The sequence below is a fragment of the Myxococcus sp. CA033 genome (assembly GCF_013336625.1).
Lineage (GTDB): Bacteria > Myxococcota > Myxococcia > Myxococcales > Myxococcaceae > Myxococcus > Myxococcus llanfairpwllgwyngyllgogerychwyrndrobwllllantysiliogogogochensis.
Genome location: NZ_JABUMU010000031.1, coordinates 1 through 23404, shown reverse-complemented (window position 1 = coordinate 23404; position 23404 = coordinate 1). Strand labels below are relative to the sequence as shown.

Here is a 23404-nt window from a genome sequence, read left to right as displayed (position 1 = left end):
GCTTGGCGAGGAGGCGGCAAGACCCGTACCGTGGGGTCCCGACCGCCCCCATGCACGACCCCGTCATCGGCATCGACCTGGGTACCACCAACAGCGCCGTCGCCACCGTGGAGGACGGCCGACCGCGCCTGATCCCCTCGCGCGCGGGAGGCCGCCTCACGCCTTCCGTGCTCGGTGTGACGAAGGCCGGCGAGCGCGTCGTGGGGCAGCAAGCCCAAGCGCTCGCGGAGGAGCATCCCGACTCCGTTGTCTGGGCCACGAAGCGCTTCCTTGGCCGGCGCTACACGCCGGAATTGGTGCAACAAGCAAAGGCCCTCGTTCCATATCCACTGGTCGCCGGTCCCTCCGGAGACGTTCGCGTGAAGCTGGCCGGGCGCGTGCTGCCCGTCACCCAGGTCTCCGCGATGATTCTGGGGGAGCTGGCGCTCGACGCGCAGGCGCACTTCGGCCGCACCGTCACCAAGTGTGTCATCACCGTCCCCGCCAACTTCGACGACAACCAGCGCCAGGCCACGCGGGAAGCGGCCTCCATCGCCGGGCTGGATGTGGTGCGGCTGGTGAACGAGCCGACCGCGGCGGCGCTCGCGTACGGCCTGTCGCGCGGCTTCGAGGGCAGCGCGCTGGTGTTTGATTTGGGCGGCGGCACGTTCGATGTCTCCATCCTCGACGTGAAGTCCGGCGTCTTCGAGGTGCGCGCCACCGGCGGCGACCCTCGCCTGGGTGGCGAGGACTTTGATCAACGCATCGTCCAATGGCTGCTCGCGCAGGTGGACGACGAACTCCGCCATGTCGTGTCCCAGGATGCGCAGAGCCTGCGGCGCCTGAAGGTCGCTGCGGAGGCGGCCAAGCGCGAGCTGACCGAGCACGAGGAGGCGACCGTCTCCGTGTCGGGGCTGGGCGACCATTCCACGGGAGGCCGGCGCACGGAGCTGGAGACGGTGCTCACGCGCTCCTTCTTCGAGACGCTGTCGGAGCCGCTGTCGCGCCGCTGCCTGGAGGTGTGTCAGGGCGTGATGCATGAAGCGAAGATGAACCCGCGCTCGGTGGACGTGGTGCTGCTGGTGGGCGGCATGACGCGCGTGCCGCTGGTGCGCCGGCTGGTGGCGGACTTCTTCGGCCGCGCGCCGTCCACGGACGTGCACCCGGACGAGGCCGTGGCGCTGGGCGCGGCGGTGCAGGCGGACGAGCTGTTGCGTCAGTCGGGTCAGGCGCTGCTGTTGGACGTGGCCAGCCAGAGCCTGGGCGTGGGCGTGCTGGGCGGACGCGTGAAGCGGCTCATCGCGAAGAACACGGGCGTGCCCGTCGTCGCGCGCGACATCTTCTTCCCCGGGACGTCCGGCCAGGCCGAGGCGCGCATCCCCGTGTACCAGGGCGAGAGCGAGTTCCAGGACGAGAACCACAAGCTGGGCGAGGTGGTGCTCAAGAACCTGCACGTGGCCGCGCGCGGTGATGTGCCGCTGGAGGTCGTCTTCGAGCTGTCCGGCGAGGCGATTCTGTCCGTGAAGGCCACCGACCTGACCACCGGCAACATGGAGACGGTGCGCCTGGAGGCCCGCGCGGGTCTTCCGCACGGCGAGGCGGAGAAGCTGGGCGCGGAGCAGGCGAACTACGCGAAGTCGCAGGGCGTGGTGGACGCGAAGCGCGCGGAGGAGCTGTTCCGCAAGCTGCTGGAGCGCGGCGAGAAGCTGGCGCGGATGCTCCAGAAGAGCGCGCAGGAGAACCCCAGCCCTGAGGCCGACGCAGCGGTGGGCACGGTGCAGCGGCTGCTCGACGGCGGGCGCTCCGCGCTGGACAGCAAGGACGCGGCGAAGTGCGCCGCCATCGCCCGTCAGCTCACGCAGCTGTTGTCCGGCAAGCAGGAGCCGCGCGCCTGACCATGAATGCGCCCACCTCCACCACGCGCGAGGCCGTGTTCGTGGTGGATGACTCGCGCACGGCTCGCGAGGTGGTGAGGTTGCACCTGGCCCGGCTCGGCTGTGAGCCGGTGACGCTGGATGGCGGCGAGGCGTGTCTGTCGGAGCTCGCGCGCCGCGCGCCCATGCTCATCCTGATGGACCTGCGCATGGAGCGCATGCAGGGCGACGAGGTGTGCCGCGCGGTGAAGGCGCACCCGGCCGGCCGCAACGTGCCCGTCATCATGTTCACCTCCGCCGGCGAGCCGCATGAGGTCATGCACTGCTGGCGCGCGGGCGCGGACGACTTCCTGCCCAAGCCCGTGGCGCTGGAGGCCCTCCAGGCGAAGCTGGTGGCCGTGCGCGGCGCCCGCGAGCGCGCGAAGGAAGGTCCTCCCAAGGGCCGCCGCATGCTGCTCGTGGAGGGCGGGCGCTTCCTGCACACCTTCCTGGGCGGCGCGTTGGAGCAGGAGGGCCTGCACGTCCTCTACGCGCGCGACGCGGTGGACGCGGAGAAGCTCGCGAGCGAGCACGCGGCCCTGCTCGACGGCTTCCTCGTGGATGTCTCCCGAGCGCCGCGCGAGACGCTGGCCCTGGCCACGAAGCTGCGCGAGGCGAACCCGAAGAAGCCGCTGGTGCTCTTGTCGCGCGCGGAGGAGTCCGCGGACGTGCTGGCGCGCGCGCAGGTGCTCGCCGGGGCGCCGCTGTTGGAGAAGCGGCATCTGGGCGCGGATGAACTCCTGGGGCGGGTGCTGTCGCGGCTCGTCCCGGAGCGCGTGCCGCTGCGCGCCGCGGAGCGCGTGCCCTTCTTCACCGTGGTGGAGTTCGCCCCGGTGGGCGGTGGCGCGACGTTGACGGGCTTCAGCCACGACGCCAGCCCCGACGCCCTCTTCGTGCGCACCCTCACCCCCGCGCGCGAGGGCACCCGGCTGACGCTGAAGGTGCTGCTCGCCGGGCAGCGCACGCCCTGCTCGGCCGAGGCCACTGTTGTCTGGTCCAACCCGCCGCGCACCCCGGGCCCCTTCCGTGCTCCGGCCGGCATGGGCCTGCGACTGGAGCGCATGGACCCGGCGCTGACGCAGCAGTTCGTCCGCTTCGTGCCCAGGACCCACGGTTTTTCCCCCTCGGGGACTCCTCGCTCCTCAGGTTTCTGAGAGGCACTGTCTCCCGCAACCCCCTGGAAATCCCGGAGTCCTCTGTCTGCCCGGTGCTGGCATGACGGTGGCAAGAGCGCGCCCGGACCGTTGAGCCATCTGGACGTGGCGGGGCTGGACGAACCAGCTCGCGCGCCGGATGGGGCCAAGACGCGAACAGGGAGGAGCCTCATGCGGCAATGGAAGCGCTACGGGTGGGTGGGACTGGCGGCGGTGGCGGCGGTGGGCTGCGGGGATGACCCGGAGTACCCGAAGGTAGAGAACGAACCGGTGCAGCAGCAGGCCCGGCTGGAGTCCTTCGAGGACTGTGCTCCGCTGGAGCAATACATCGAGGACACTGCGACCCGGAGGATGCGCGCGTCGCTGGAGTCGATGCGGCCTCGCAATGGCGGCTGGCTGTTCGGTGACGGCTCGATGCCGCCCAGGGCGGACGCCCCCACGGAGGGCGACGCCAGCTCGGGAGGCGGCTCGCCGCGCGGGCCGGATGACTACACGGGCACCAACAACCAGGTGGCGGGCGTGCACGAGGCGGACTTCGTGCAGAACGACGGCACGCACATCTTCGTGCTGTCCGGACCCCGGCTGTACCTGCACCGCTCCTGGCCCGCGGAGCAGCTCACCCTGGCCTCGTCGATGGAAATCCAGGGCTGGCCCCGGGAGATGCTCTACGACAAGGAGCGCAAGCTGCTGGTCATCACCTCGCAGGTGGATGACGACCGTCCGGGACGTCCCACGGTGTGGGGCGGCTTGCTCACGGGCGCGCCCGTCATGGACTGCGCGGGCTTCCGGTGCGGCTACATGGGGGGCGACACGCTGAAGGTGACGGTGGTGGACGTGTCCAACCTGTCCTCGCCCCAGGTGAAGCAGCAGGTGTTCCTGCCGGGTTCGTACCTCAGCGCCCGTCGCATGGACGGCGCGGTGCGGCTGGTGCTGTCGGACGACTTCCGCTGGCCGGCGGACGTGCGCTTCTATCCCGAGTACTCGTCGTCGCTGGAGCGCAGCAAGAAGCAGATGAACGAGGCCATCGACGCGCTCCTCGTCAAGAACGAGCAGCTCATCCGGGCGCAGACGCTGGCGGACTGGGTGGCTCCGGGCAAGCACGTGGCCGAGGATGGAACCGTCACGCCGCTGCCCGTGTCGTGCGGGGACTTCTACCGCTCCAACGCGCCCACCGGGCTGGGCTTCGTGACGGTGCTGTCGCTGGACCTGGACGCCGCGGAGGGCGCGGCTCCCCTGGGCCGCACCAGCATCGTGTCGGCGCCCGGCACGGTGTACGCGTCCACGGAGGCACTCTACCTGGCGGCGTCGCACTGGTGGTGGTGGCCGGAGGCGAACCAGTCCGACCACACGTACCTGCACAAGTTCGACCTCAGCGAGCCGAACCGCGCGACGTACGCGGGCAGCGGCACGCTGGAGGGCAGCCTGGTGAACCAGTTCGCCATGGACGAGCACGAGGGCGTGCTGCGCGTGGCCACCACGGTGAGCACCTGGCGCGTCGACCCCACCAACAACGGCAATGACGGCGTGTCCGTCCCCAACTCGATGGAGACCCACAGCCGCGTCGTCACGTTCGGCGCCGAGGGCGGACACCTCCAGGAGCTGGGTCGCAGCGAGGACCTGGCGGCGGGCGAGCGCATCTTCAGCGCGCGCTTCGTGGGCAAGAAGGGCTACGTCGTCACCTTCCGCCAGACGGACCCGCTCTTCACCTTCGACCTGAGTGACCCGGCGCACCCGCGCAAGGTGGGCGAGCTGAAGATTCCGGGCTTCTCCACGTACATCCACCCGCTGGGTGACACGCACCTGCTCACCTTCGGCGAGGACCGAGCCGAGGACGGGACCTGGACCAGCCGCGCGCTGAAGCTGTCGCTGTTCGACGTGACGGATCTGGCCCACCCGAAGGAGGCCTTCACGCATCGGATGGGCGGGACGAGCAGCTACAGCGACGCGCAGGGCGACCACAAGGCGTTCAACTTCTTCCCCGCCAAGGGCCTGCTGGCCCTGCCCTTCACGGACTGGAACTACAACAACGGGTACGACTACTGGACGGGCTTCACGAGCGAGCTGCGCGTGTTCCGCGTGGACACGGCCACGGGCTTCACGCCGGTGGGCGCGCTGTCGATGAAGGACGTGTACCAGCGCTTCAACGAGCCCCAGTGGAGCTGGTACTGGTCGCCCTCCGTGCGCCGCAGCGTCATGGCGGACGACTACGTGTACGCCATCACCGACGCCGGCATCCGCGCGTCGAAGGTGGGCTCGCTCCAGACGCCGGTGGCCACCACGGTGTTCCAGCCGCCCGTGCGCTGAAGGCGCACCCGCATCGACGCGGGCGTGACATGACGTGATGGGTCGGGGCCCTCGGGACAGTGGATGTCCGGGGGCCCCTGTCTTTTTCCGGAGACGGTCCACCGCCCGGGCAGGTCAGGTGGGCGGGCAAAGAGGCGTCCCTCGCGATTGGCGCATTCCACTTCGGAAGGCGCTATAGGCCGGGCCGTCATGTCCACCGCCGTCGTTCCGCCACAAACCGAAGTCCGTACCCCTCTTCGCACCGAGTTCCGGGCCCTGACGAAGCTGGCGGTGCCCATCGCCATCGCCCAGGGCGGGCAGGCGCTCATGGGCCTGGTGGACACGCTGGTGATGGGGCACGCGGGCACCTCCGCGCTGGCCTCCGCGGGCCTGGGCAACGGCCTCTTCTTCGCCGTCAGCAGCTTCGGCATGGGGCTGATGATGGGGTTGGACCCCCTGCTGTCCCAGGCCATCGGCGCGCGCAACGAGTCCCGAGCGCGCGCGCTGTTATGGCAGGGCGGCTGGCTGGCGCTGGCGGCGGGCGTGGTGCTGTGGATGCTCTTGTTGACGACGCCGGGCGTGCTGCCCTGGGCGGGAATCGTCGAGCCGGAGTTGCAGCAGACGAAGGACTACCTCGTGTGGCGCGCGCCCTGCCTGCCGCTGATGCTGGCCTTCATGACGGTGCGCACGTACCTGACGTCCACCGCGAACATCCGCCCGCTGGTGGTGGCCACGCTGGCGGCGAACGTGGTGAACCTCCTGGCGGACCTGCTGCTCGTCTTCGGCGGCGCGGGGCTGCCCGAGTGGACGGGCCCGCTGCGGCTGGTGCCGGCGCTGGGCGTGGTGGGCGCGGCGGTGGACTCGGTGCTGTGCACGGCGTTGCAGCTGGGCATCGTCCTCTGGGCGGTGCGCCGCATGCCCGCGCCGGAGACGAAGCCCACGCGCAGGCCGGTGTGGACGGACCTGGCTCAGGCGGCGCGCATCGGCACTCCGGCGGGGCTGCACATCGCCGCGGAGATTGGTGTCTTCGCGCTGGCGGGGGTGCTGGCCGCGGGCCTGGGGCCGGCGAGCATGGGCGCGCATCAAATCGCCATTGCCTTCTCCAGCCTCACCTTCACGGTGGCCGTGGGCATCGGCAACGCGGGCAGCGTGCGCGTGGGCTGGGCGGTGGGCGCGCGCGACACCCCGCAGGCCCGGCTCAGCGGCTTCATGGCCTTCGCGAGCGGCGCGGGCTTCATGGCCCTGGGAGGGCTGCTCTTCGCGACCTTCCCCTTGCCCCTGGCGAAGCTGGCTGGCGCGCCGGCCGACGTGATTCCGCTGGTGGTTCCGCTCTTGATGGTGAGCGCCGTCTTCCAGGTGTTCGACGGCGTGCAGGGCGTGGGCGCGGGCGTGCTGCGCGGCGCCGGAGACACGCGCTTCACCTTCCTGGCCAACATGGTGGGGCACTACGCCATCGGTCTGCCGCTCACGTGGCTGCTCGGCTTCAAGCTGGGGATGGGCGTGGTGGGCATCTGGTGGGGCCTGTGCGCGGGGCTCATCGTGGTGGCCCTGGCGCTGCTCTGGCGCTTCCACCGCGTGAGTGCCGGCACGCTGCGCCCGCTCGAGTCCTGAGCGGGCCCGGCGCCTTGATGCCCGGCGACTACCAGGGCAGGTACTGCTGAATCATCTCCCGCCACACGGGCCAGTCGTGATTGCCGCCCTGCCAGATGGCGAGCTGGTGGGCCAGGTCCTTCTTCCACAGCAGGCTGGAGAGGTGCTCGTTGGAGCCTCGGCAGAAGTCGTGCTCGCCCACCGCGAGCACCATCTCCACGCGCTGGAGCGCGGAGAGCTGGTTGCCGTCGGTGACGTTGGGCAGCCACTGCGTGGCGGAGTGGTAGTAGACGTCCGGGTCGTGGTGGCCGTCGAGGAACTCGTCCGTCTCGAACTTGCCGCCCATGGAGATGAGCCGGCGGAAGACGTCCGGATGGCGCAGGCCCACGTTGTATGTGTGGAAGCCGCCGAAGCTGCACCCGGCAAGCGTGAGCCGGCCTCCCGTGCTCCGACTCAAGAGCAGCGGCACCACCTCGTTCAAGAGATATGCCTCCCACTCCTGGTGGCGGGCGATGCGGTCATGGGGATGGATGGACTTGTTGAACCACGACTCCTCGTCCACCGAGTCCGGGCACACGACGACGTAGCGGCCGGACTGGATGCGGTCGGCGATGGCGCCGATGAGGCCGAAGTCCTCGGCCTGATAGAAGCGCCCCCGACTGGTGGGGAGCAGCAGCACCGGTTCCCCGGAGTGGCCGAAGAGCAGCAACTCCATGTCCCGATGCAGGCGCTCGCTGTGCCAGCGGTGGTATTCGCGGTTCATGGCCGGCAACTTAACCGCGCCGCGTCAAGGACTGGCAATGGCGTGCGGGCAGAGCGTCCGCACTACGTACGACTGAACACCTCGCGCTGAGCGGAACGAAGAGGCCTCGCGGGGCTCGGAGCCGGGGTCCGCGCCGTCCCACCCCCGTGGCGTGTCACGGGTGGATTCGCGAGGGATGAGAAACAGACATGTCTCAAGCACGCTTCCTCGAGGGAGCGGCTGGCTTTCGTCCCCACCTGGAGGGCTGAGCGCAACTTCCACGTTTGTCGGGTGATAATCGACGCGGGGCTTTCCCGTGTTTTGACTGAGGTCCGCACATGTCCAGCGTGAGTGGTAGTTCTGGCGGCAGCAGGGGCGCAGACAGCGCCAGCAGGTCTGAGTCCTCCACCCGGTCCGAATCGACCGAGTCCGCTCGCGCGGATGCGGCGAAGGCGGATGCGGCGAAGGCCGAGGCCGCGAAGGCGGAAGCGGCGAAGGCGGAAGCAGCGAAGGCCGCCGCGGCGGCTCAGGCGGTCCAGGCCTCCCTGCAGGTGGACGCCTTCACGGCGGCGCCCCCCGCGGCCCCGGTGGACATCAACCCCCAGCTGTCGATGCTCTCGCCCACGCCCATCTCGCAGCAGGTGGTTGCGGGGCAGCCGCCGGGCTTCACCGCGGCCTCGGTGTTGTCCGCCAACCCGCTGGGACAGCCGACCTCCTTCACGGGAACCCTGAGCACCCAGGGGCTGATGGCGGCGGCCAACCGCCTCGAGACGCCGGCGATGCGCGAGGCGTGGAGCGGCGCGCAGTTGGCGGCGCAGCGGGCCAAGGACATCGCGACGGAGATGGGGTTCTCGGTCTCCAGCACCAAGCGCACCAAGACGGGGTCGATTGGTTCGAAGTCCACCTCCGACCACCACACGTCGCAGACGAACGCGTACGCCTACGACTTCCCGGCGGAGGGCACGAAGGGCACCAAGCTGGCCGAGGCGATTGCCAAGGCCTACGGCTTTCCCGTCGACCAGCTCGGCACGTACCACAAGCAGCCGTTCACCTTCCAAGACAAGGAGTACCGGGTGCAGGTGCTCTGGGGCTCGAACATCGACCACGATGACCATGTCCACGTGGGCGTTCGCAACCTGGACTGACGCGGGCGCGGTGTGTTGATGCGAGGGCGAGCGCCTCGGGGTGAGTGACTCCCGGGGGCTCGCCCTTCGTCTTTCCTGGGGCCTGGCGAGGTCAGTCGGGCCAGTTGCCTTCGATGGGATGAGGCCCGTCGGTGAAGGCTCGCACCAGGTGCGTGCCGCCGACGAAGGCGCCGGCCCAGGAGCCGCCCTTTCCGCCGAAGGACTCCTCGCGGTCTCCGCGTGAGCGCAGCTTGTTGATGCCGACCTTGAAGGCGTGGAGCCTTCCGGCGATGCGCTCGGCGAGGTCGGGGTCATCCGTCGCCACGGAGGCCACGAGCGCGCCGTTGGAGACGTTGGCCTCCCGGACCAGCTCCTCCTCGGAGTCGACGGAGATCAACACGTCGATGGGCCCGAAGGGCTCGCGCAGGTACAGCTCGCTGTCGCGATGGACGCCGAAGAGCAGGGTGGGAGGCAGGTAGGCGCCTCGCTCCTGCTGTGCGGTGAAGGCGTCGTCCGCGAGCTCGCCCTGGAACAGCACCGCGGTGCCGTGCTCCTTCGCGTCAGTGATGAGGGCGCGAAGCTCCTCGACCTTGCTCGGCGAGATGAGGGGCCCGAAGTCCACGGGCGCGCCCAGGAGCGGGTTGCCGACGCGCAGCGCGGACACGGCGTCCACGTACGTCCGCACGAATTTGGGGACGAGCGACTGCTCCACGACCCAGCGCGTGTAGGCGGTGCAGCGTTGCTTGCCGAAGTCGAAGCCCGCGCGAATCTGCTGGCCGAGCTTGTCCCAGTCCGAGAAGGAGGTGACGGCGTAGGCATTCACGCCTTCCATCTCCAGGGCGTAGCGCTTGTCGGTGGCGCGCAGGCGGCGGTGGACCTCGGCGCCGTTGGCTCGGCCGCCGATGAAGGCGACCCCGGCGATGCGCGGGTGGCCGACGAGTGATTCGGAGAGGTCTCTTCCGCGTCCACCCGCGAGCGAGACAGGCAGCTTCGCGCGGCGCAGCAGGGCGAAGGCGACGGTGAGCGAGACACCGCCCCCTTGCGTCGGAATCTTCGCGATGACCGAGTTGCCCGCGAGCGTCTGGACGAGCACGTTGAGCAGCAGCACGGAGAAGGGATAGTTCCAGGAGGCGATGTTCGACACGAGGCCGAGCGGTTGCCGGCTTTCGAGCATCGGGCCGATCTGCTCCAGGTACCACTCGATGCCCGCGAGACACCGGTCCACGTCGTTGTAGGCCGTGGGCAGTGTCTTGCCGATATCCCACGCGAGGATTCGCACGAGCAGGTCGCGGTGCTCCTTGAGCAGGTCCACCGCGGCGATGACGGCGCGGCTGCGGTCCTCGAGGGAGTGGGCGGCCCACGGGATGAACTCGCCGGCGGCCTTCTCGACGCCCGTGGCGACCTGGGCGGCGTCGAGCAAAGGCAGTTCGGCGAGGACCTTTCCGTCGATGGGAGAGATGGCGTCGAACCAGGCAGGCGGACGGACCCACGCGCCCGCGATGGGAGAGAGCAGCCGTCCTTGAGAGTCGAAAGCCTCCGGGACGACCCGTCTGGCTTCAGCCAGCAGGCGGCGGCTTTCGAGGTGAAGAAGGGGCTCGCCAACGAGTTCGGTATTCAGCACGGTACACCTCCTCGCGCGTCGGGATTCGCTCTGAATCCATTGAAGCCGAGACTCATGACGAGCCGCGGCGTGGGCGGAATATCGTCACGCGCGGCCGGTCTGTCTGGGCAAGCAGGCAAGGGCCCGGCGGGACGGTGGAGACTGGGGCGCAGGGCAGACAGGGGAGCTCGAGGACGTGGCTTCTCCGTCAGTCGAACTGGACGCAGTGATCTGATGGCGCGTCCATACCCCCTGGGGAGTAGAGACGACCCATCAGGGTGATGTCATACCTTGGGCAGATGTGAGGAATTGACCGCTCCGTGGGCAGCGCGGTGACGACAAGTCATTGGTGCTGTACGGTGCTTGAGATGACCTGGGAGGTTCGGCCAGGTCATGGGGGGTGGCGATGGCAGAGAATGAACCGCCGCGCGTCATGACGGCAGAGCCGCTCGCTCATGTCACGGAGACGATGCGCCCGCATCTCCTGCGTAACCACCTGGAGGCTGTCGGGAGTCTCGCCGAGGAGTTCGCGCCTCGCGAGGACATGAAGGTGCCAGCGCTCGCGACGGGGCGCTGGCATGACCTGGGTAAATACAGACGTCACTTCCAGTTCCGCATCCGGAAGGAGAATGGCTTCGAGGCGCACCTGGAGGATGTGGATGCGTCGACGGACCGAGACCATGCGACCGCCGGGGCGTTGTGGGCGCTGGGCGTGGACCGCGGTCTGCTTCCCGTGGCGATGGCCATCGCGGGACATCATGGGGGCCTGTCGGACCTGGAGAAGTTCAAGGAGCGCGTCGGACGTCCGGAGAAGAAGGCACTCCTCCAGGAGGCCCTGACCCCGGGCATCCCCGAGGACCTTCGAGTGCCTCCGGCGGGGCTGTCCGTCGCGCCCCTGCTGAAGCTCCCGCCGCACCGGCTCGAGTTCTGGACGCGGATGCTCTTCTCGTCACTCTGTGATGCGGACTTCCTCGACACCGAGGCGTTCTTCGATGCCACCCGTGGCACGGAGCGGCGGGTCGGCGTGACGCTGGAGCAGCTCGCCACCTCGCTGCGCGCCTTCATGGACAAGAAGCAGAGTGGAGCGCCGGACACGGAGGTGAACCGTGTTCGTCGTGAGGTGCTCTCCGCCGTGCTCGCGACGGCGCCGAGTCCTCCGGGCGTCTTCAGCCTCACCGTGCCCACGGGCGGTGGGAAGACGCTCGCGTCCATGGCCTTCGCGCTGGAGCACGCCCGTGCCCACGGGCTCCGGCGCGTCATCGTCGCCATTCCCTATACGTCCATCATCGAGCAGAGCGCCGCCGTGTACCGGGAGGCCTTCGGCACCCACGGAGACGCGGTCATCGAGCACCACTCCGCGGTGGACCCGCGCCGCGAGACGGCGCTCAACCGGGTGGCCAGCGAGAACTGGGATGCGCCGGTCGTCGTCACCACGACCGTGCAGCTCCTGGAGAGCCTCTTCGCGAACCGTCCGTCGGCGTGCCGCAAGCTGCACAACATCGCTCACAGCGTCATCGTGCTCGACGAGGCGCAGACGCTTCCGCCGGCGCTCCTGACGACCATCCTGGATGGGCTGAGCACGCTGGTGGAGGACTACGGCTGCTCGGTGGTCATCTGCACGGCGACCCAGCCCGCGCTGGGTCGGCGGCCGGATTTTCCGATGGGGTTCCCCGCCGTTCGGGAGCTGGTGCCGCCAGAGATGCGCGCGTTCGAGCGCCTGCGCCGCGTGAAGGTCCAGTGGCCCAAGGGACGGGAGAAGACCTCCTACGCCGAGCTGGCAGAAGCAGTGGCGCGCGAGCAAGACGTGCTCGCGGTGGTCCACAGGCGTGACGATGCGCGTGGGCTCTACGAGCAGGTGGAGGCCCTGCTGGGAAACCCTAAGACGACGTTGCACCTGTCCGCGCTGATGTGTCCCGAGCACCGCTCGTCGGTGCTCGCGCGAATCAAGGTACTCAAGCAACGCGGCGAGCCCGTGCGACTGGTGGCGACCCAGTTGGTGGAGGCGGGAGTGGACCTCGACTTCCGCGTCGTCTACCGGAGCATGGCGGGACTGGAGGCGCTCGCGCAGGCGGCGGGGCGGTGCAACCGCGAGGGCCTGTTGGAGGGGCTCGGGGAACTGCGCGTCTTCGAGGCGGAGACAGAGCCTCCTCGCGGAGTCCTCCAGACGGCGCTGGGTGTCGCCAGGACGATGCTGGCGCAGCGGCCGGACCTGGACCTGTTCGCGCCCGAAAGCTTCAAGCGCTACTTCGAGCGGCTCTACGCCACGGCCGTCAGCGACGGCAAGGGCATCCAGGGCATGCGCAAGGCACTGCGCTTCGAGGCGGTCTCCGAGCACTTCAAGCTCGTGGAGGACAGGTGGAGCGCTCCCGTCATCGTGCCCTACGCGGGCTGCGAGCCGCTGCTCGACGCGCTTCGGAAACTGGGACCCTCGCGAGACCGCTTGCGGGCCTTGCAGCGCTTCACGGTCACGGTGCCGCGCAAGGTGCGCGAGGCGTGGGTGTCACGCGAGCTGGCGCGGTTCGTCGCGGAGACGGTGGTGTTCCTCGGGCCGGAGCATGGGCCTGCGTACGACGAGAAGTTCGGCCTGGTGCCGACCCGGGTGGGGATTCTCGACCCGGGAGTGCTCATCCCCGGTTGATGGACTTCTGGAGGTGTGGATGAAAACAGCAGCGAGCAGACGGTTCCGCGTGCGTGCCAGCGGGCCGATAGCGTGCTTCACGCGGCCGGAGATGAAGGCCGAGCGGGTCAGCTACGAGGTCATGACTCCCTCGGCGGCGAGAGGCGTGCTGGAGGCCATCCTCTGGAAGCCGGCGATTCGCTGGCACCTCCATGAAATCGCCGTCCTGGCGCCGGTGAAGTGGACGAGCTTCCGTCGCAACGAGGTGAACAGCCGAGCGGTGGTGGGGAAGTTCGACTACGCGGCGGACGAGGACCGCGCGCAACGCAACACGGTGGCGCTGCGTGACGTGGACTACGTCGTGACCGCGTCCTTCACCCTGGTGCCCGGAAAGGTGGGCGCCGAGGACAACGTCCGCAAGTTCGAGGAGATGTTCGAGCGACGATTGGAGAAGGGACAGTTCTTCCACTCGCCGTACCTGGGGTGCCGCGAGTTCGATGCCCGAGTGGAGCCGGCGGGGGAAGACTTGAATCCCTCGGAGGCGAGTCTGGGGCGCAGACCGCTGGGGCTCATGTTCTACGACTTCGCCTTCGGTGACGGGGGCGCGGCGACACGGCCCCTGTTTTTCGATGCGTACCTGGACCACGGCGTGCTCCAGGTACCGACGTGGGAGCAGGTGCTGGAACGCAATGGAGGTCAGTCATGATGCTCACAGCGCTCAATGACTTCGCGCTGGAGCGGGGGCTCATGGACGACCCGCTTTATGAGAAGCGGCCCGTGGACTTCCAGATTCAGTTGAGTCCAGAGGGGAAGTTCCTGGGTCTGGTGCCTACTCAGGACGGGCGCGGGCGAGGACTGCCTGTGTTGATTCCGCGCATTCCGCAGCGCTCAGTGAACATCGCGGCGGGCTTCGTGGTGGACAACTCGAAGTACGTGCTCGGGCATGAAGAGGAGATGCCCTCAGCGCGCGCGGGCAAGGCGGGGAAGGGCGCGGTGCGCTTCGCGGCCTTCTTGAAGCTGCTGCGCGAGGCCGTGGCCCAGACGGATGTACCCGAATTGCGCGCGGTGGAGAAGTTCCTCTCGAACGACAAGGCGCGCGCGAAGGCGCTCGCGGAGCGGCCCGAAGACGAGTGGACGGGGTCGGAGATGCTCGCTTTCGTCGTCGGGGACTCCGTCACGCCCGTGCACCAACTGCCGGAGGTCCGCGCGTGGTGGGAGCGGCGCGGCGAGCAGGCAGCATCCCAAGGGCACACAGGATTGTGCCTTGTGACGGGAAGGACCGGGATTCTGGCTGAGACGCATTCCAAGCTCAAGAATGTGCCGCAGGCGCAGAGTTCGGGTGCACCGCTGGTATCCTTCAACAGGCCAGCTTTCGAGTCGCATGGTCTCGAACAAGGCGACAACGCCCCTATCTCCGAGCAGGCAGCACTGGGATACGTGCTTGCTTTGAACGACCTGCTTCAGAGAACAGAGGAGCGGCGTTATCGGCAGGGCATCCAGCTCGGAGAGGACTCGGCGCTGGTGTTCTGGACGAACAGCACCGCGGAGCAGGAAAGCCTCCTGCTCAACTGGATGGACCCGACGGAGGCGGACCTCCGGCGCTTCGTGGAGTCTCCCCTCAGGGGACTGGAGCCGGGCGAGCTGGACACGAGTCGCTTCTACTCCGTGACGCTCGCCGGCAACTCCGGCCGAGTCGCTGTGCGCGACTGGTTTCAGACGAGCATCGGTGAGGTGAAACAGAACATCCGTCGCTACTTCGATGACCTGAGCCTGGGCGAGACGAAGACGGACCAGCCCATTCCCGTGTGGCGACTGCTGAAGGCCGTGGAGGCGCCGTCGGGTAAGGGGATGTCACCGGACCTCGCCACCCGGATGATAGGCGCCGCGCTTCGGGGACAGCAGTTCCCGCGCCAGCTTCTTTCCGCATCCCTGGACCGACTCCGGCTTCCCCCCTCCGACGGGAAGCTGGAGCGCGAGCAACTCCGTCTCCGTGTCGCGCTCATCAAGGCCACCCTCATTCGCAGCCATGCCTTTTCTCAAGAGGTCACCGTGTCATTGGACAAGAACAACCGGCTCCAGCCGTACGTCCTGGGCCGTCTCTTCGCCGTGCTGGAGCGCTTGCAGATTGCGGCGTTGGGAAAAGACGTCAATGCGACCATCCGGGATCGCTACTTTGCCTCGGCGTCGCGCACGCCCGCGCTGGCCTTCTCTCGATTGCTGCCGCTCTCCGTCCACCACGCCGCCAAGGCGGGTGACGAGGGTAGGTGGCTGGAGCGGACCAAGTCCGAGGTGATGGCCCTGGTGGAGCCCGACTTCCTGCCCAGTGTCTTCGACCTCAACTCTCAGGGCCTCTTCGCGGTGGGCTACTACCACCAGCGCGAGGCGTTCTTCTCCAAGCGCACGCCCTCCGAGCCCAAGTCTCCGAAGGACGAGTCCGCCGACTGACCTCGCTTCCGCTTCCACCCATTCCAGAGAGAGAACGCCATGACCGAACTCAAGAACCGCCACGACTTCGTCCTGCTGTTCGACGTCCAGGACGGCAATCCCAATGGTGACCCCGACGCGGGAAACCTGCCGCGCATCGACCCCGAGACGGGCCACGGGCTGGTGACCGACGTGAGCCTCAAGCGCAAGGTGCGCAACTTCATCCAGCTCACCCAGGAGAAGAAGCCAGGGTTCGATATCTTCGTGAAGGAGAAGGCCATCCTGAACGTGTCCATCAACGACGCGTACAAGGGACTGGGCATCGACCTGAACGAGAAGCCCAAGGTGGAGAAGGACGGCAAGAAGCGCGACAACAAGGGAAAGGCCCAGGGCTCGGAGGTCGAGCAGGGGCGGGTTTGGATGTGCAAGACGTTCTTCGATGTCCGCACCTTCGGTGCCGTCATGTCCACGGGGGCCAACGCGGGACAAGTGCGTGGACCGGTGCAGCTCACCTTCGCTCGGTCGGTGAGCCCCATCGTCTCTCAGGAGCACTCCATCACCCGCATGGCGGTGGCCACGGAAGGGGAGGCGGAGAAGCAGGGCGGCGATAACCGGACCATGGGGCGCAAGAACACCGTGCCCTATGGGCTCTACCGCGCGCACGGCTTCATCTCGCCGCACCTCGCGAAGCAGACCGGATTCAACTCGACGGATCTGGAGCTGTTGTTCAAGTCCTTCGCGAACATGTTCGAGCTGGACCGCAGCGCCGCGCGCGGACTGATGTCCATGCGCAAGGTCATCGTCTTCAAGCATGGCTCCGAGCTGGGCAATGCGCCCGCGCATGCCCTGTTCGACCGTGTCCGGATTGCTCCCGTGCAGCCGGAGAAGCCCGCTCGGGCGTTCACGGACTACTCGGTGACGGTGGACACGGCGAAGCTGCCCGAGGGCATCGAGGTGATGGACCTGGCGGGATGAGCGACACCCGTGAGACGTGGGTAGCGCTGTCCGCCCTGCAGCACCTGCTGTTCTGCGAACGGCAGGCCGCGCTCATCCATGTCGAACAACTGTGGCGGGAGGATGTGAACACCGCGCTGGGTCGGCTGCTCCATGAGCGGGTGGACCTTCCTGGTCATGACGCCCGGCCGGGCCGCCGTGTGGCGCGGGCGGTTCGGCTGGGCTGTTCACGGCTGCGACTCACGGGCCGCGCGGATCTGGTCGAATACCACCCGGACCCCGCCAGCCCCACCGGCTGGCGGCCGTACCCTGTGGAAGTGAAGCGTGGGCGGCGGAAGTCGCACGACGCGGACGCCGTGCAGCTCTGTGCCCAGGCGCTGTGTCTGGAGGAGATGCACGGCGTCGCTGTCCCCGAGGGCGCGCTCTTCTATGGCGCGCAGCACCGGCGACAGGCTGTCTCGTTCGATGTGCGACTTCGGGCTCGGACGGAGGAGGCCATCGCGCGGATGCACGAACTGTTGGAGCGGCGCGATGTGCCCGTGGTGCCGAAGGCGCCGAAGTGCGAGTCGTGCTCGCTGGAGCCGCTGTGCCTGCCGCACGTCACGGCGGGACAGCGGCGCGTCTCCGAGCACTTGCGGCGGATGGTGGAGCCCGTGGACCTCTGAAGGACGGGCCTTGGCGTGTCACTGGCGGAGGGCAGACATGACGACCGCGCTCAATACGCTGTTCATCACCGTGGAGGGCACCCGTCTGAACAAGGAGGGCGAGCGCGTGGTGGTGACGGTTCAGGACGAGAAGAAGGCGGAGGTGCCTTTGCGGCATCTGCGCTCGGTGGTGTGTCTGGCCCGCGCGTGGATGACGCCGGAGCTCCTGGAGAGTTGCGTGGAGGCGGGGATTCACGTGTCGTTCTTCGGGATGACGGGACGGTTCCTGGCGCGAGTCGAGGGGATGCCTGGCGGCAACGTGCTCTTACGGCGCGCGCAGTTCCGTGTGGCGGATGACGGGGCTCGTACGCTGGCCATCGCTCGGGCGATGGTTGTGGGGAAGTTGGGGAATGCTCGTCAGTTCCTGCTGCATGCGCGTCGGGATGCGGCGGAGGAGCGGAAGGCGGCACTGGAGGAGGCAGCTCGTCGACTCTCCGGGCATCTTCGTGCGGTGGAGCGGACGGAGGACCTGGAGCAGGTGCGAGGGCTGGAGGGCATCGCGGCGCGGGACTACTTCGAGGTGTTCCCGGATCTGCTGAAGGGGGATGCTCGGCGGTTCGTATTCGATGGTCGGAACCGGCGGCCTCCGCGGGACCCGCTGAATGCGCTGCTGTCCTTTGGGTATGCCTTGCTGGCGCAGGACTGCGCGGGGGCGCTGGCGGGCGTGGGGTTGGACCCCGCGGTGGGGTTCCTCCATGAGGACCGGCCTGGGCGGCTGTCACTCGCGCTGGACTTGATGGAGGAGCTCCGCGCGCCCGTGGTGGACCGGTTGGTCTTCTCCCTGGTGAACCGGGGACAGCTCAAGCCGGAGGACTTCAAGACGGAGGCGGCGGGAGCGGTGATGCTCAAGGACGACGCGCGCAAGACGTTCCTCGTGGCGTACCAGGGCGCGAAGCAGGCGGAGGTCCAGCATGTGTTCCTGGGGCAGCAGACGAGCTGGGGATTGGTTCCCCATCTGCAGGCATTGCTGCTGGCTCGGGCGCTCCGGGGCGAACTGGATGGCTATCCTCCGTTCGCGGTGCGCTGAGTGAGAAAGGTCACCGTGCTCGTGTGTTACGACGTCCGGGTCTCCGACGCGGAGGGGCCACGGCGGCTCCGGCGGATTGCTCGGGCGTGCAAGGACCATGGCGTCCGGGTGCAGTATTCGGTCTTCGAGTGCGTGCTGGAGCCGAAGGATTGGGTGGTCCTGCGCGCACGGCTGCTCGCGGAGCTGGATGATGCGAGCGACAGCCTGCGGTTCTATTTCCTGAGCGAAGATGTCGCTCGGAAGACGGAGCATCATGGCGCGAGGGTGCCGTTGGATGTGGAGGGGCCGCTCATCCTGTGAGGGGCTCGCGTGCCCTGAGTGGGGCGCGCGGACCTGTGCTGGTGTGGGCTCCGTCGGAGGTTCGCGTTCTTTGAAAGCTCCAATAGTCTTCAGAGGTTGCGCGGGCTGCGGAGCCGCCGACTCGGGCTGGGTGACTCGAGTGGAGCCAGGTTCGCGCGAAGCGGCTGGATTCCCTTGGAGTTCTGGTAGCTTGGACGGGCAGAGTCGCTCCTCGTGACCGCGAGGAGCGTGGGTTGAAACTGCCTACACGTCACCACAGGCCCGCCCCGTTCGAAGTCGCTCCTCGTGACCGCGAGGAGCGTGGGTTGAAACGGGTCGCGACCGCTGACGCGGGCATGGTGGAGGTCGCTCCTCGTGACCGCGAGGAGCGTGGGTTGAAACCGACATCGAGAAGGACAGCGACACCTTCGCGCAGGTCGCTCCTCGTGACCGCGAGGAGCGTGGGTTGAAACGCAGGTCCTGCCTGGTGCTCTACCGGTACAGCCAGGTCGCTCCTCGTGACCGCGAGGAGCGTGGGTTGAAACCGTCCTGGCGGCCAGTCGTGAGTGAGCGGATGTTGTCGCTCCTCGTGACCGCGAGGAGCGTGGGTTGAAACGAACGGGGTGGAACCATGGCTAGCACGGGCAAGTCGCTCCTCGTGACCGCGAGGAGCGTGGGTTGAAACCACACCGGCATTGGGACGGGCGTGGGCACGGGCGTCGCTCCTCGTGACCGCGAGGAGCGTGGGTTGAAACACCATCTCCGACACCCAGTGCCTCTTGTGGAGCGTCGCTCCTCGTGACCGCGAGGAGCGTGGGTTGAAACCGACGGCAACCACGGGGTTGGCGACTTCGGCCTCTGTGTCGCTCCTCGTGACCGCGAGGAGCGTGGGTTGAAACGACTGCTCCGGCCTCGTCACGTGGGCCTACCTGAAGGTCGCTCCTCGTGACCGCGAGGAGCGTGGGTTGAAACATCGACTCGGTGGCTGGCCCGCTGACGATGTCGCGTCGCTCCTCGTGACCGCGAGGAGCGTGGGTTGAAACGCGATTCGGTCAACTGCCTGGGGGCTCAGAATCGTCGCTCCTCGTGACCGCGAGGAGCGTGGGTTGAAACCCGGGCAGCGTCATGTACTCCATGACGAACGGTCGCTCCTCGTGACCGCGAGGAGCGTGGGTTGAAACCTGCGCGGCGCATTGAGGCGTCAGCCGTGCGATGTGTCGCTCCTCGTGACCGCGAGGAGCGTGGGTTGAAACCAGTGCTTCTTGTTGAAGAAATCGAACGCACGGAGTCGCTCCTCGTGACCGCGAGGAGCGTGGGTTGAAACCGCTCCGAGGACCTGTTCAACCACCTCGCCACGTCGCTCCTCGTGACCGCGAGGAGCGTGGGTTGAAACGCGAGCTTGACGGCGATGCTCGGAGGCCTCGGTCGCTCCTCGTGACCGCGAGGAGCGTGGGTTGAAACTCCCGAACAGGCTTACTGTCCACGCGTCACTGGGGGTCGCTCCTCGTGACCGCGAGGAGCGTGGGTTGAAACGATTACCGGGGTGAACCCTCCCGAGATTCCCCCCAGTCGCTCCTCGTGACCGCGAGGAGCGTGGGTTGAAACTCGTGACGCCCGTACCGGTTGAGGGCTTCGGCCAAGGTCGCTCCTCGTGACCGCGAGGAGCGTGGGTTGAAACGTCGCGTACCGCAGCGCACTCCGCCCCTGGCGTCGCTCCTCGTGACCGCGAGGAGCGTGGGTTGAAACTGGGGTCGTCTTGCGGAGGCTCATGCCCCGTAGTCGTCGCTCCTCGTGACCGCGAGGAGCGTGGGTTGAAACCGGTAGCGCCGCACGAGGTGGTGCGTCACGGCGCAGTCGCTCCTCGTGACCGCGAGGAGCGTGGGTTGAAACTCCGCGATGGCGCCCTCGACGTCGGACGTCACGAGTCGCTCCTCGTGACCGCGAGGAGCGTGGGTTGAAACACACCAGTGACTCTCCGGACCAACCTCGGGGTGCGTCGCTCCTCGTGACCGCGAGGAGCGTGGGTTGAAACCCACGTTAGCGCTTGGCGGGGCACACCCTTACAAGGTCGCTCCTCGTGACCGCGAGGAGCGTGGGTTGAAACTACAACGAGATTGACCTCGTCTCGACGCGCATCGTCGCTCCTCGTGACCGCGAGGAGCGTGGGTTGAAACACGACGCTGACGCGCCCTCCCGTCTCGCGGATGTCGCTCCTCGTGACCGCGAGGAGCGTGGGTTGAAACACGCGGCCATCCGCGTCAGCGGCGGGGAGAGTGGTCGCTCCTCGTGACCGCGAGGAGCGTGGGTTGAAACCTGGGGTTGCGGGTCTTCTCCCCCCGGCCATACCGTCGCTCCTCGTGACCGCGAGGAGCGTGGGTTGAAACTCCCGTGTCCAGGAGGGTGTCATTGTTCGCGGCCAGTCGCTCCTCGTGACCGCGAGGAGCGTGGGTTGAAACACGAGCCGTGTCGACCTCCGGAAGATGCTGCCGGGTCGCTCCTCGTGACCGCGAGGAGCGTGGGTTGAAACGTTTCGGGCGTCCACACGCTCTCCAGCGCGCGGTGTCGCTCCTCGTGACCGCGAGGAGCGTGGGTTGAAACCCCCAAGGGCCCACGTGGTGGCGTGAACCCCTGGAGGTCGCTCCTCGTGACCGCGAGGAGCGTGGGTTGAAACGTTCCCGCAGAACCGCACCGCGCCGCGCCTGTCCAGTCGCTCCTCGTGACCGCGAGGAGCGTGGGTTGAAACCCTTGAGTCTGGCTCACCGCACCCTCCCTCTCGTCGCTCCTCGTGACCGCGAGGAGCGTGGGTTGAAACTGTCGTTGCTTTATTCGCGTTACATCATCCGCGTCGCTCCTCGTGACCGCGAGGAGCGCGGGTTGAAACTCGAATGCGGCGACTTCACACTTGAGGTCGGGCAGTCGCTCCTCGTGACCGCGAGGAGCGTGGGTTGAAACCATTTCATCAGACCGCGACCTGACCGCACGAAGGTCGCTCCTCGTGACCGCGAGGAGCGTGGGTTGAAACATGGAAGGGCTCGGCTACCGCTTGACCATCAACAGTCGCTCCTCGTGACCGCGAGGAGCGTGGGTTGAAACCCACATCTGTATCGAGGGGTGGAATGCGGCGACAGGGGTCGCTCCTCGTGACCGCGAGGAGCGTGGGTTGAAACTTCGCTGCTACCGCATGTCCAGAGGGCTTACGCTGTCGCTCCTCGTGACCGCGAGGAGCGTGGGTTGAAACAGCAGTGACGGCGGCGGAGGGGAAGGCCGGTCCCGTCGCTCCTCGTGACCGCGAGGAGCGTGGGTTGAAACACGAGCACGTCGACGTAGACGGTCATCGCGTCACGTCGCTCCTCGTGACCGCGAGGAGCGTGGGTTGAAACGTTGACTGGCGGGGCGTCACGACGACGGGCCAGCGGTCGCTCCTCGTGACCGCGAGGAGCGTGGGTTGAAACATGTCCCGTTGGCGGAGGACTTGGATAAGCACAGTCGCTCCTTGTGACCGCGAGGAGCGTGGGTTGAAACATCCTGGCTGAACACGGCGGCCTGAGCCAACGTGTCGCTCCTCGTGACCGCGAGGAGCGTGGGTTGAAACATCAGCACAGGAGACAACACAATGGCCGCTGCAGTCGCTCCTCGTGACCGCGAGGAGCGTGGGTTGAAACAGGTGGAGCTTTATCCGAGCGGCTGCCGTGAGGTAGTCGCTCCTCGTGACCGCGAGGAGCGTGGGTTGAAACGCGACTCAGTGGGGAGACCTCGGACCGGTGTACGTCGCTCCTCGTGACCGCGAGGAGCGTGGGTTGAAACTGGTTCGTCGGGTCGTTCCACGTCACCAACGCGGTCGCTCCTCGTGACCGCGAGGAGCGTGGGTTGAAACGAGGGACGGGAGCGCAGGCCCTGGCAGAACTGGTCGCTCCTCGTGACCGCGAGGAGCGTGGGTTGAAACTCGTGGTTGGTGATGATGCCGCCGAAGACGGCGGTCGCTCCTCGTGACCGCGAGGAGCGTGGGTTGAAACATGACATCAGGATGGGCGACGTTGACCAGCGCAGTCGCTCCTCGTGACCGCGAGGAGCGTGGGTTGAAACTTGCGCTCCTTGGCCTCCAGCGCCTTGGCATCCGTCGCTCCTCGTGACCGCGAGGAGCGTGGGTTGAAACTCCGATTGGTGTTGAATTGATGCTAGCTCTCGTTGTCGCTCCTCGTGACCGCGAGGAGCGTGGGTTGAAACCTCTTCTGGGCGCACGGCATCAAGTGGGAGTTGGTCGCTCCTCGTGACCGCGAGGAGCGTGGGTTGAAACTCCAACCTCCTGCTCACCAACCCGGAGGCGTCGGGTCGCTCCTCGTGACCGCGAGGAGCGTGGGTTGAAACCGGAGCTGCCCCAGCACGAGCCGCACGGCGTTGTCGTCGCTCCTCGTGACCGCGAGGAGCGTGGGTTGAAACGCTCATACGATGCCGTCCGCCTACTTCGTGAAGGAGGTCGCTCCTCGTGACCGCGAGGAGCGTGGGTTGAAACAGGTAGAACGTGTTCGCGTCGATAGAGATCGATGTCGCTCCTCGTGACCGCGAGGAGCGTGGGTTGAAACACGGCGTCGCTTGAGCAGGTACAAGTCGTCGAAGTCGCTCCTCGTGACCGCGAGGAGCGTGGGTTGAAACGTTGAGATGAAACTCAGGATTGACTTCCTGGAGTCGCTCCTCGTGACCGCGAGGAGCGTGGGTTGAAACACCGCTGGGGCGCTGGCGTTGCTGGGCGGTGGCTGTCGCTCCTCGTGACCGCGAGGAGCGTGGGTTGAAACGTGTCGTGGCGCTGCTGGCGGCCGTCAATGGTGGGTCGCTCCTCGTGACCGCGAGGAGCGTGGGTTGAAAACATCAGCTCCGCCGCCTCCGCCGCTCTGCGTATTCCGGTCATGGTGAGCACTCGTTCCGGCTCAAGCCGAGCAGCGATTCCGGCTGGTGGCGAGCGGTCGGAGCGTCAGCGACGCTGGGTGGTTCATCCCTTGGCCTGCTTCCGACCCTTCGT

14 protein-coding genes and 1 CRISPR repeat array are annotated in these 23404 nt (G+C 67.6%); of the genes, 12 read left to right on the top strand and 2 right to left on the bottom strand.

Going from position 1 to position 23404, the window contains the following annotated elements:
- Nucleotides 1-50 precede the first annotated feature (50 nt).
- From HUA78_RS41080 to HUA78_RS41065, 4 genes are all read left to right on the top strand, one after another.
- Nucleotides 51-1874, top strand: coding sequence for an Hsp70 family protein (locus HUA78_RS41080; RefSeq protein ID WP_141640440.1), 1824 nt, complete (start codon nt 51-53; stop codon nt 1872-1874).
- A 2-nt stretch (nt 1875-1876) separates the two neighbouring features.
- Complete coding sequence (locus HUA78_RS41075) at nt 1877-3046, top strand: TIGR02266 family protein (protein ID WP_141640441.1); 1170 nt, start codon at nt 1877-1879, stop codon at nt 3044-3046.
- 171 nt (nt 3047-3217) lie between these two features.
- Entirely contained in the window at nt 3218-5350 is a 2133-nt protein-coding gene (locus HUA78_RS41070; RefSeq protein WP_174478699.1) for a beta-propeller domain-containing protein, read from the top strand.
- A gap of 189 nt (nt 5351-5539) precedes the next feature.
- A complete protein-coding gene (locus HUA78_RS41065; RefSeq protein WP_174453862.1) occupies nt 5540-6940 on the top strand; it encodes an MATE family efflux transporter in 1401 nt (466 codons plus the stop codon).
- 28 nt (nt 6941-6968) lie between these two features.
- Here HUA78_RS41065 and HUA78_RS41060 read toward each other — a convergent pair whose 3' ends face one another.
- Nucleotides 6969-7682, bottom strand: coding sequence for an esterase family protein (locus HUA78_RS41060; RefSeq protein WP_141640444.1), 714 nt, complete (start codon nt 7680-7682; stop codon nt 6969-6971).
- 317 nt (nt 7683-7999) lie between these two features.
- Between HUA78_RS41060 and HUA78_RS41055 the strand changes: the two genes are divergently transcribed.
- Complete coding sequence (locus tag HUA78_RS41055) at nt 8000-8806, top strand: hypothetical protein (protein WP_174465533.1); 807 nt, start codon at nt 8000-8002, stop codon at nt 8804-8806.
- Between the two features lie 91 nt (nt 8807-8897).
- Here the strand turns inward: HUA78_RS41055 and HUA78_RS41050 are convergent, their stop codons facing one another.
- Nucleotides 8898-10406: an aldehyde dehydrogenase family protein gene (locus HUA78_RS41050; RefSeq protein WP_174478698.1), complete on the bottom strand. Its 1509-nt coding sequence runs from the start codon at nt 10404-10406 to the stop codon at nt 8898-8900.
- A 448-nt stretch (nt 10407-10854) separates the two neighbouring features.
- On the opposite strand from HUA78_RS41050, the gene cas3 reads away from it, so the two are divergent.
- Genes cas3 through cas2 form a run of 7 tightly spaced genes read left to right on the top strand, consistent with a single transcriptional unit; the run spans nt 10855 to nt 18411 of the window.
- On the top strand, nt 10855-13023 hold the full coding sequence (gene cas3, locus HUA78_RS41045) for a CRISPR-associated helicase Cas3' (protein WP_254624183.1): 2169 nt from the start codon (nt 10855-10857) through the stop codon (nt 13021-13023).
- 19 nt (nt 13024-13042) lie between these two features.
- On the top strand, nt 13043-13708 hold the full coding sequence (gene cas5c / locus HUA78_RS41040) for a type I-C CRISPR-associated protein Cas5c (protein WP_174478696.1): 666 nt from the start codon (nt 13043-13045) through the stop codon (nt 13706-13708).
- On the top strand, nt 13705-15447 hold the full coding sequence (gene cas8c, locus HUA78_RS41035) for a type I-C CRISPR-associated protein Cas8c/Csd1 (protein WP_174478695.1): 1743 nt from the start codon (nt 13705-13707) through the stop codon (nt 15445-15447). The genes cas5c and cas8c overlap by 4 nt, the downstream gene beginning before the upstream one ends.
- Nucleotides 15448-15486: 39 nt before the next feature.
- On the top strand, nt 15487-16401 hold the full coding sequence (gene cas7c, locus HUA78_RS41030) for a type I-C CRISPR-associated protein Cas7/Csd2 (RefSeq protein ID WP_174478694.1): 915 nt from the start codon (nt 15487-15489) through the stop codon (nt 16399-16401).
- On the top strand, nt 16398-17045 hold the full coding sequence (gene cas4 / locus HUA78_RS41025; protein WP_174478693.1) for a CRISPR-associated protein Cas4: 648 nt from the start codon (nt 16398-16400) through the stop codon (nt 17043-17045). The genes cas7c and cas4 overlap by 4 nt, the downstream gene beginning before the upstream one ends.
- A gap of 37 nt (nt 17046-17082) precedes the next feature.
- The gene (cas1c, locus tag HUA78_RS41020; RefSeq protein ID WP_174478692.1) at nt 17083-18111 is read left to right on the top strand and encodes a type I-C CRISPR-associated endonuclease Cas1c; all 1029 of its coding nucleotides are present in this window, start codon (nt 17083-17085) and stop codon (nt 18109-18111) included.
- On the top strand, nt 18112-18411 hold the full coding sequence (cas2, locus tag HUA78_RS41015) for a CRISPR-associated endonuclease Cas2 (RefSeq protein ID WP_174478691.1): 300 nt from the start codon (nt 18112-18114) through the stop codon (nt 18409-18411).
- A gap of 203 nt (nt 18412-18614) precedes the next feature.
- Nucleotides 18615-23251: a CRISPR direct-repeat array (repeat unit 37 nt; unit sequence GTCGCTCCTCGTGACCGCGAGGAGCGTGGGTTGAAAC).
- Nucleotides 23252-23404: the final 153 nt, after the last annotated feature.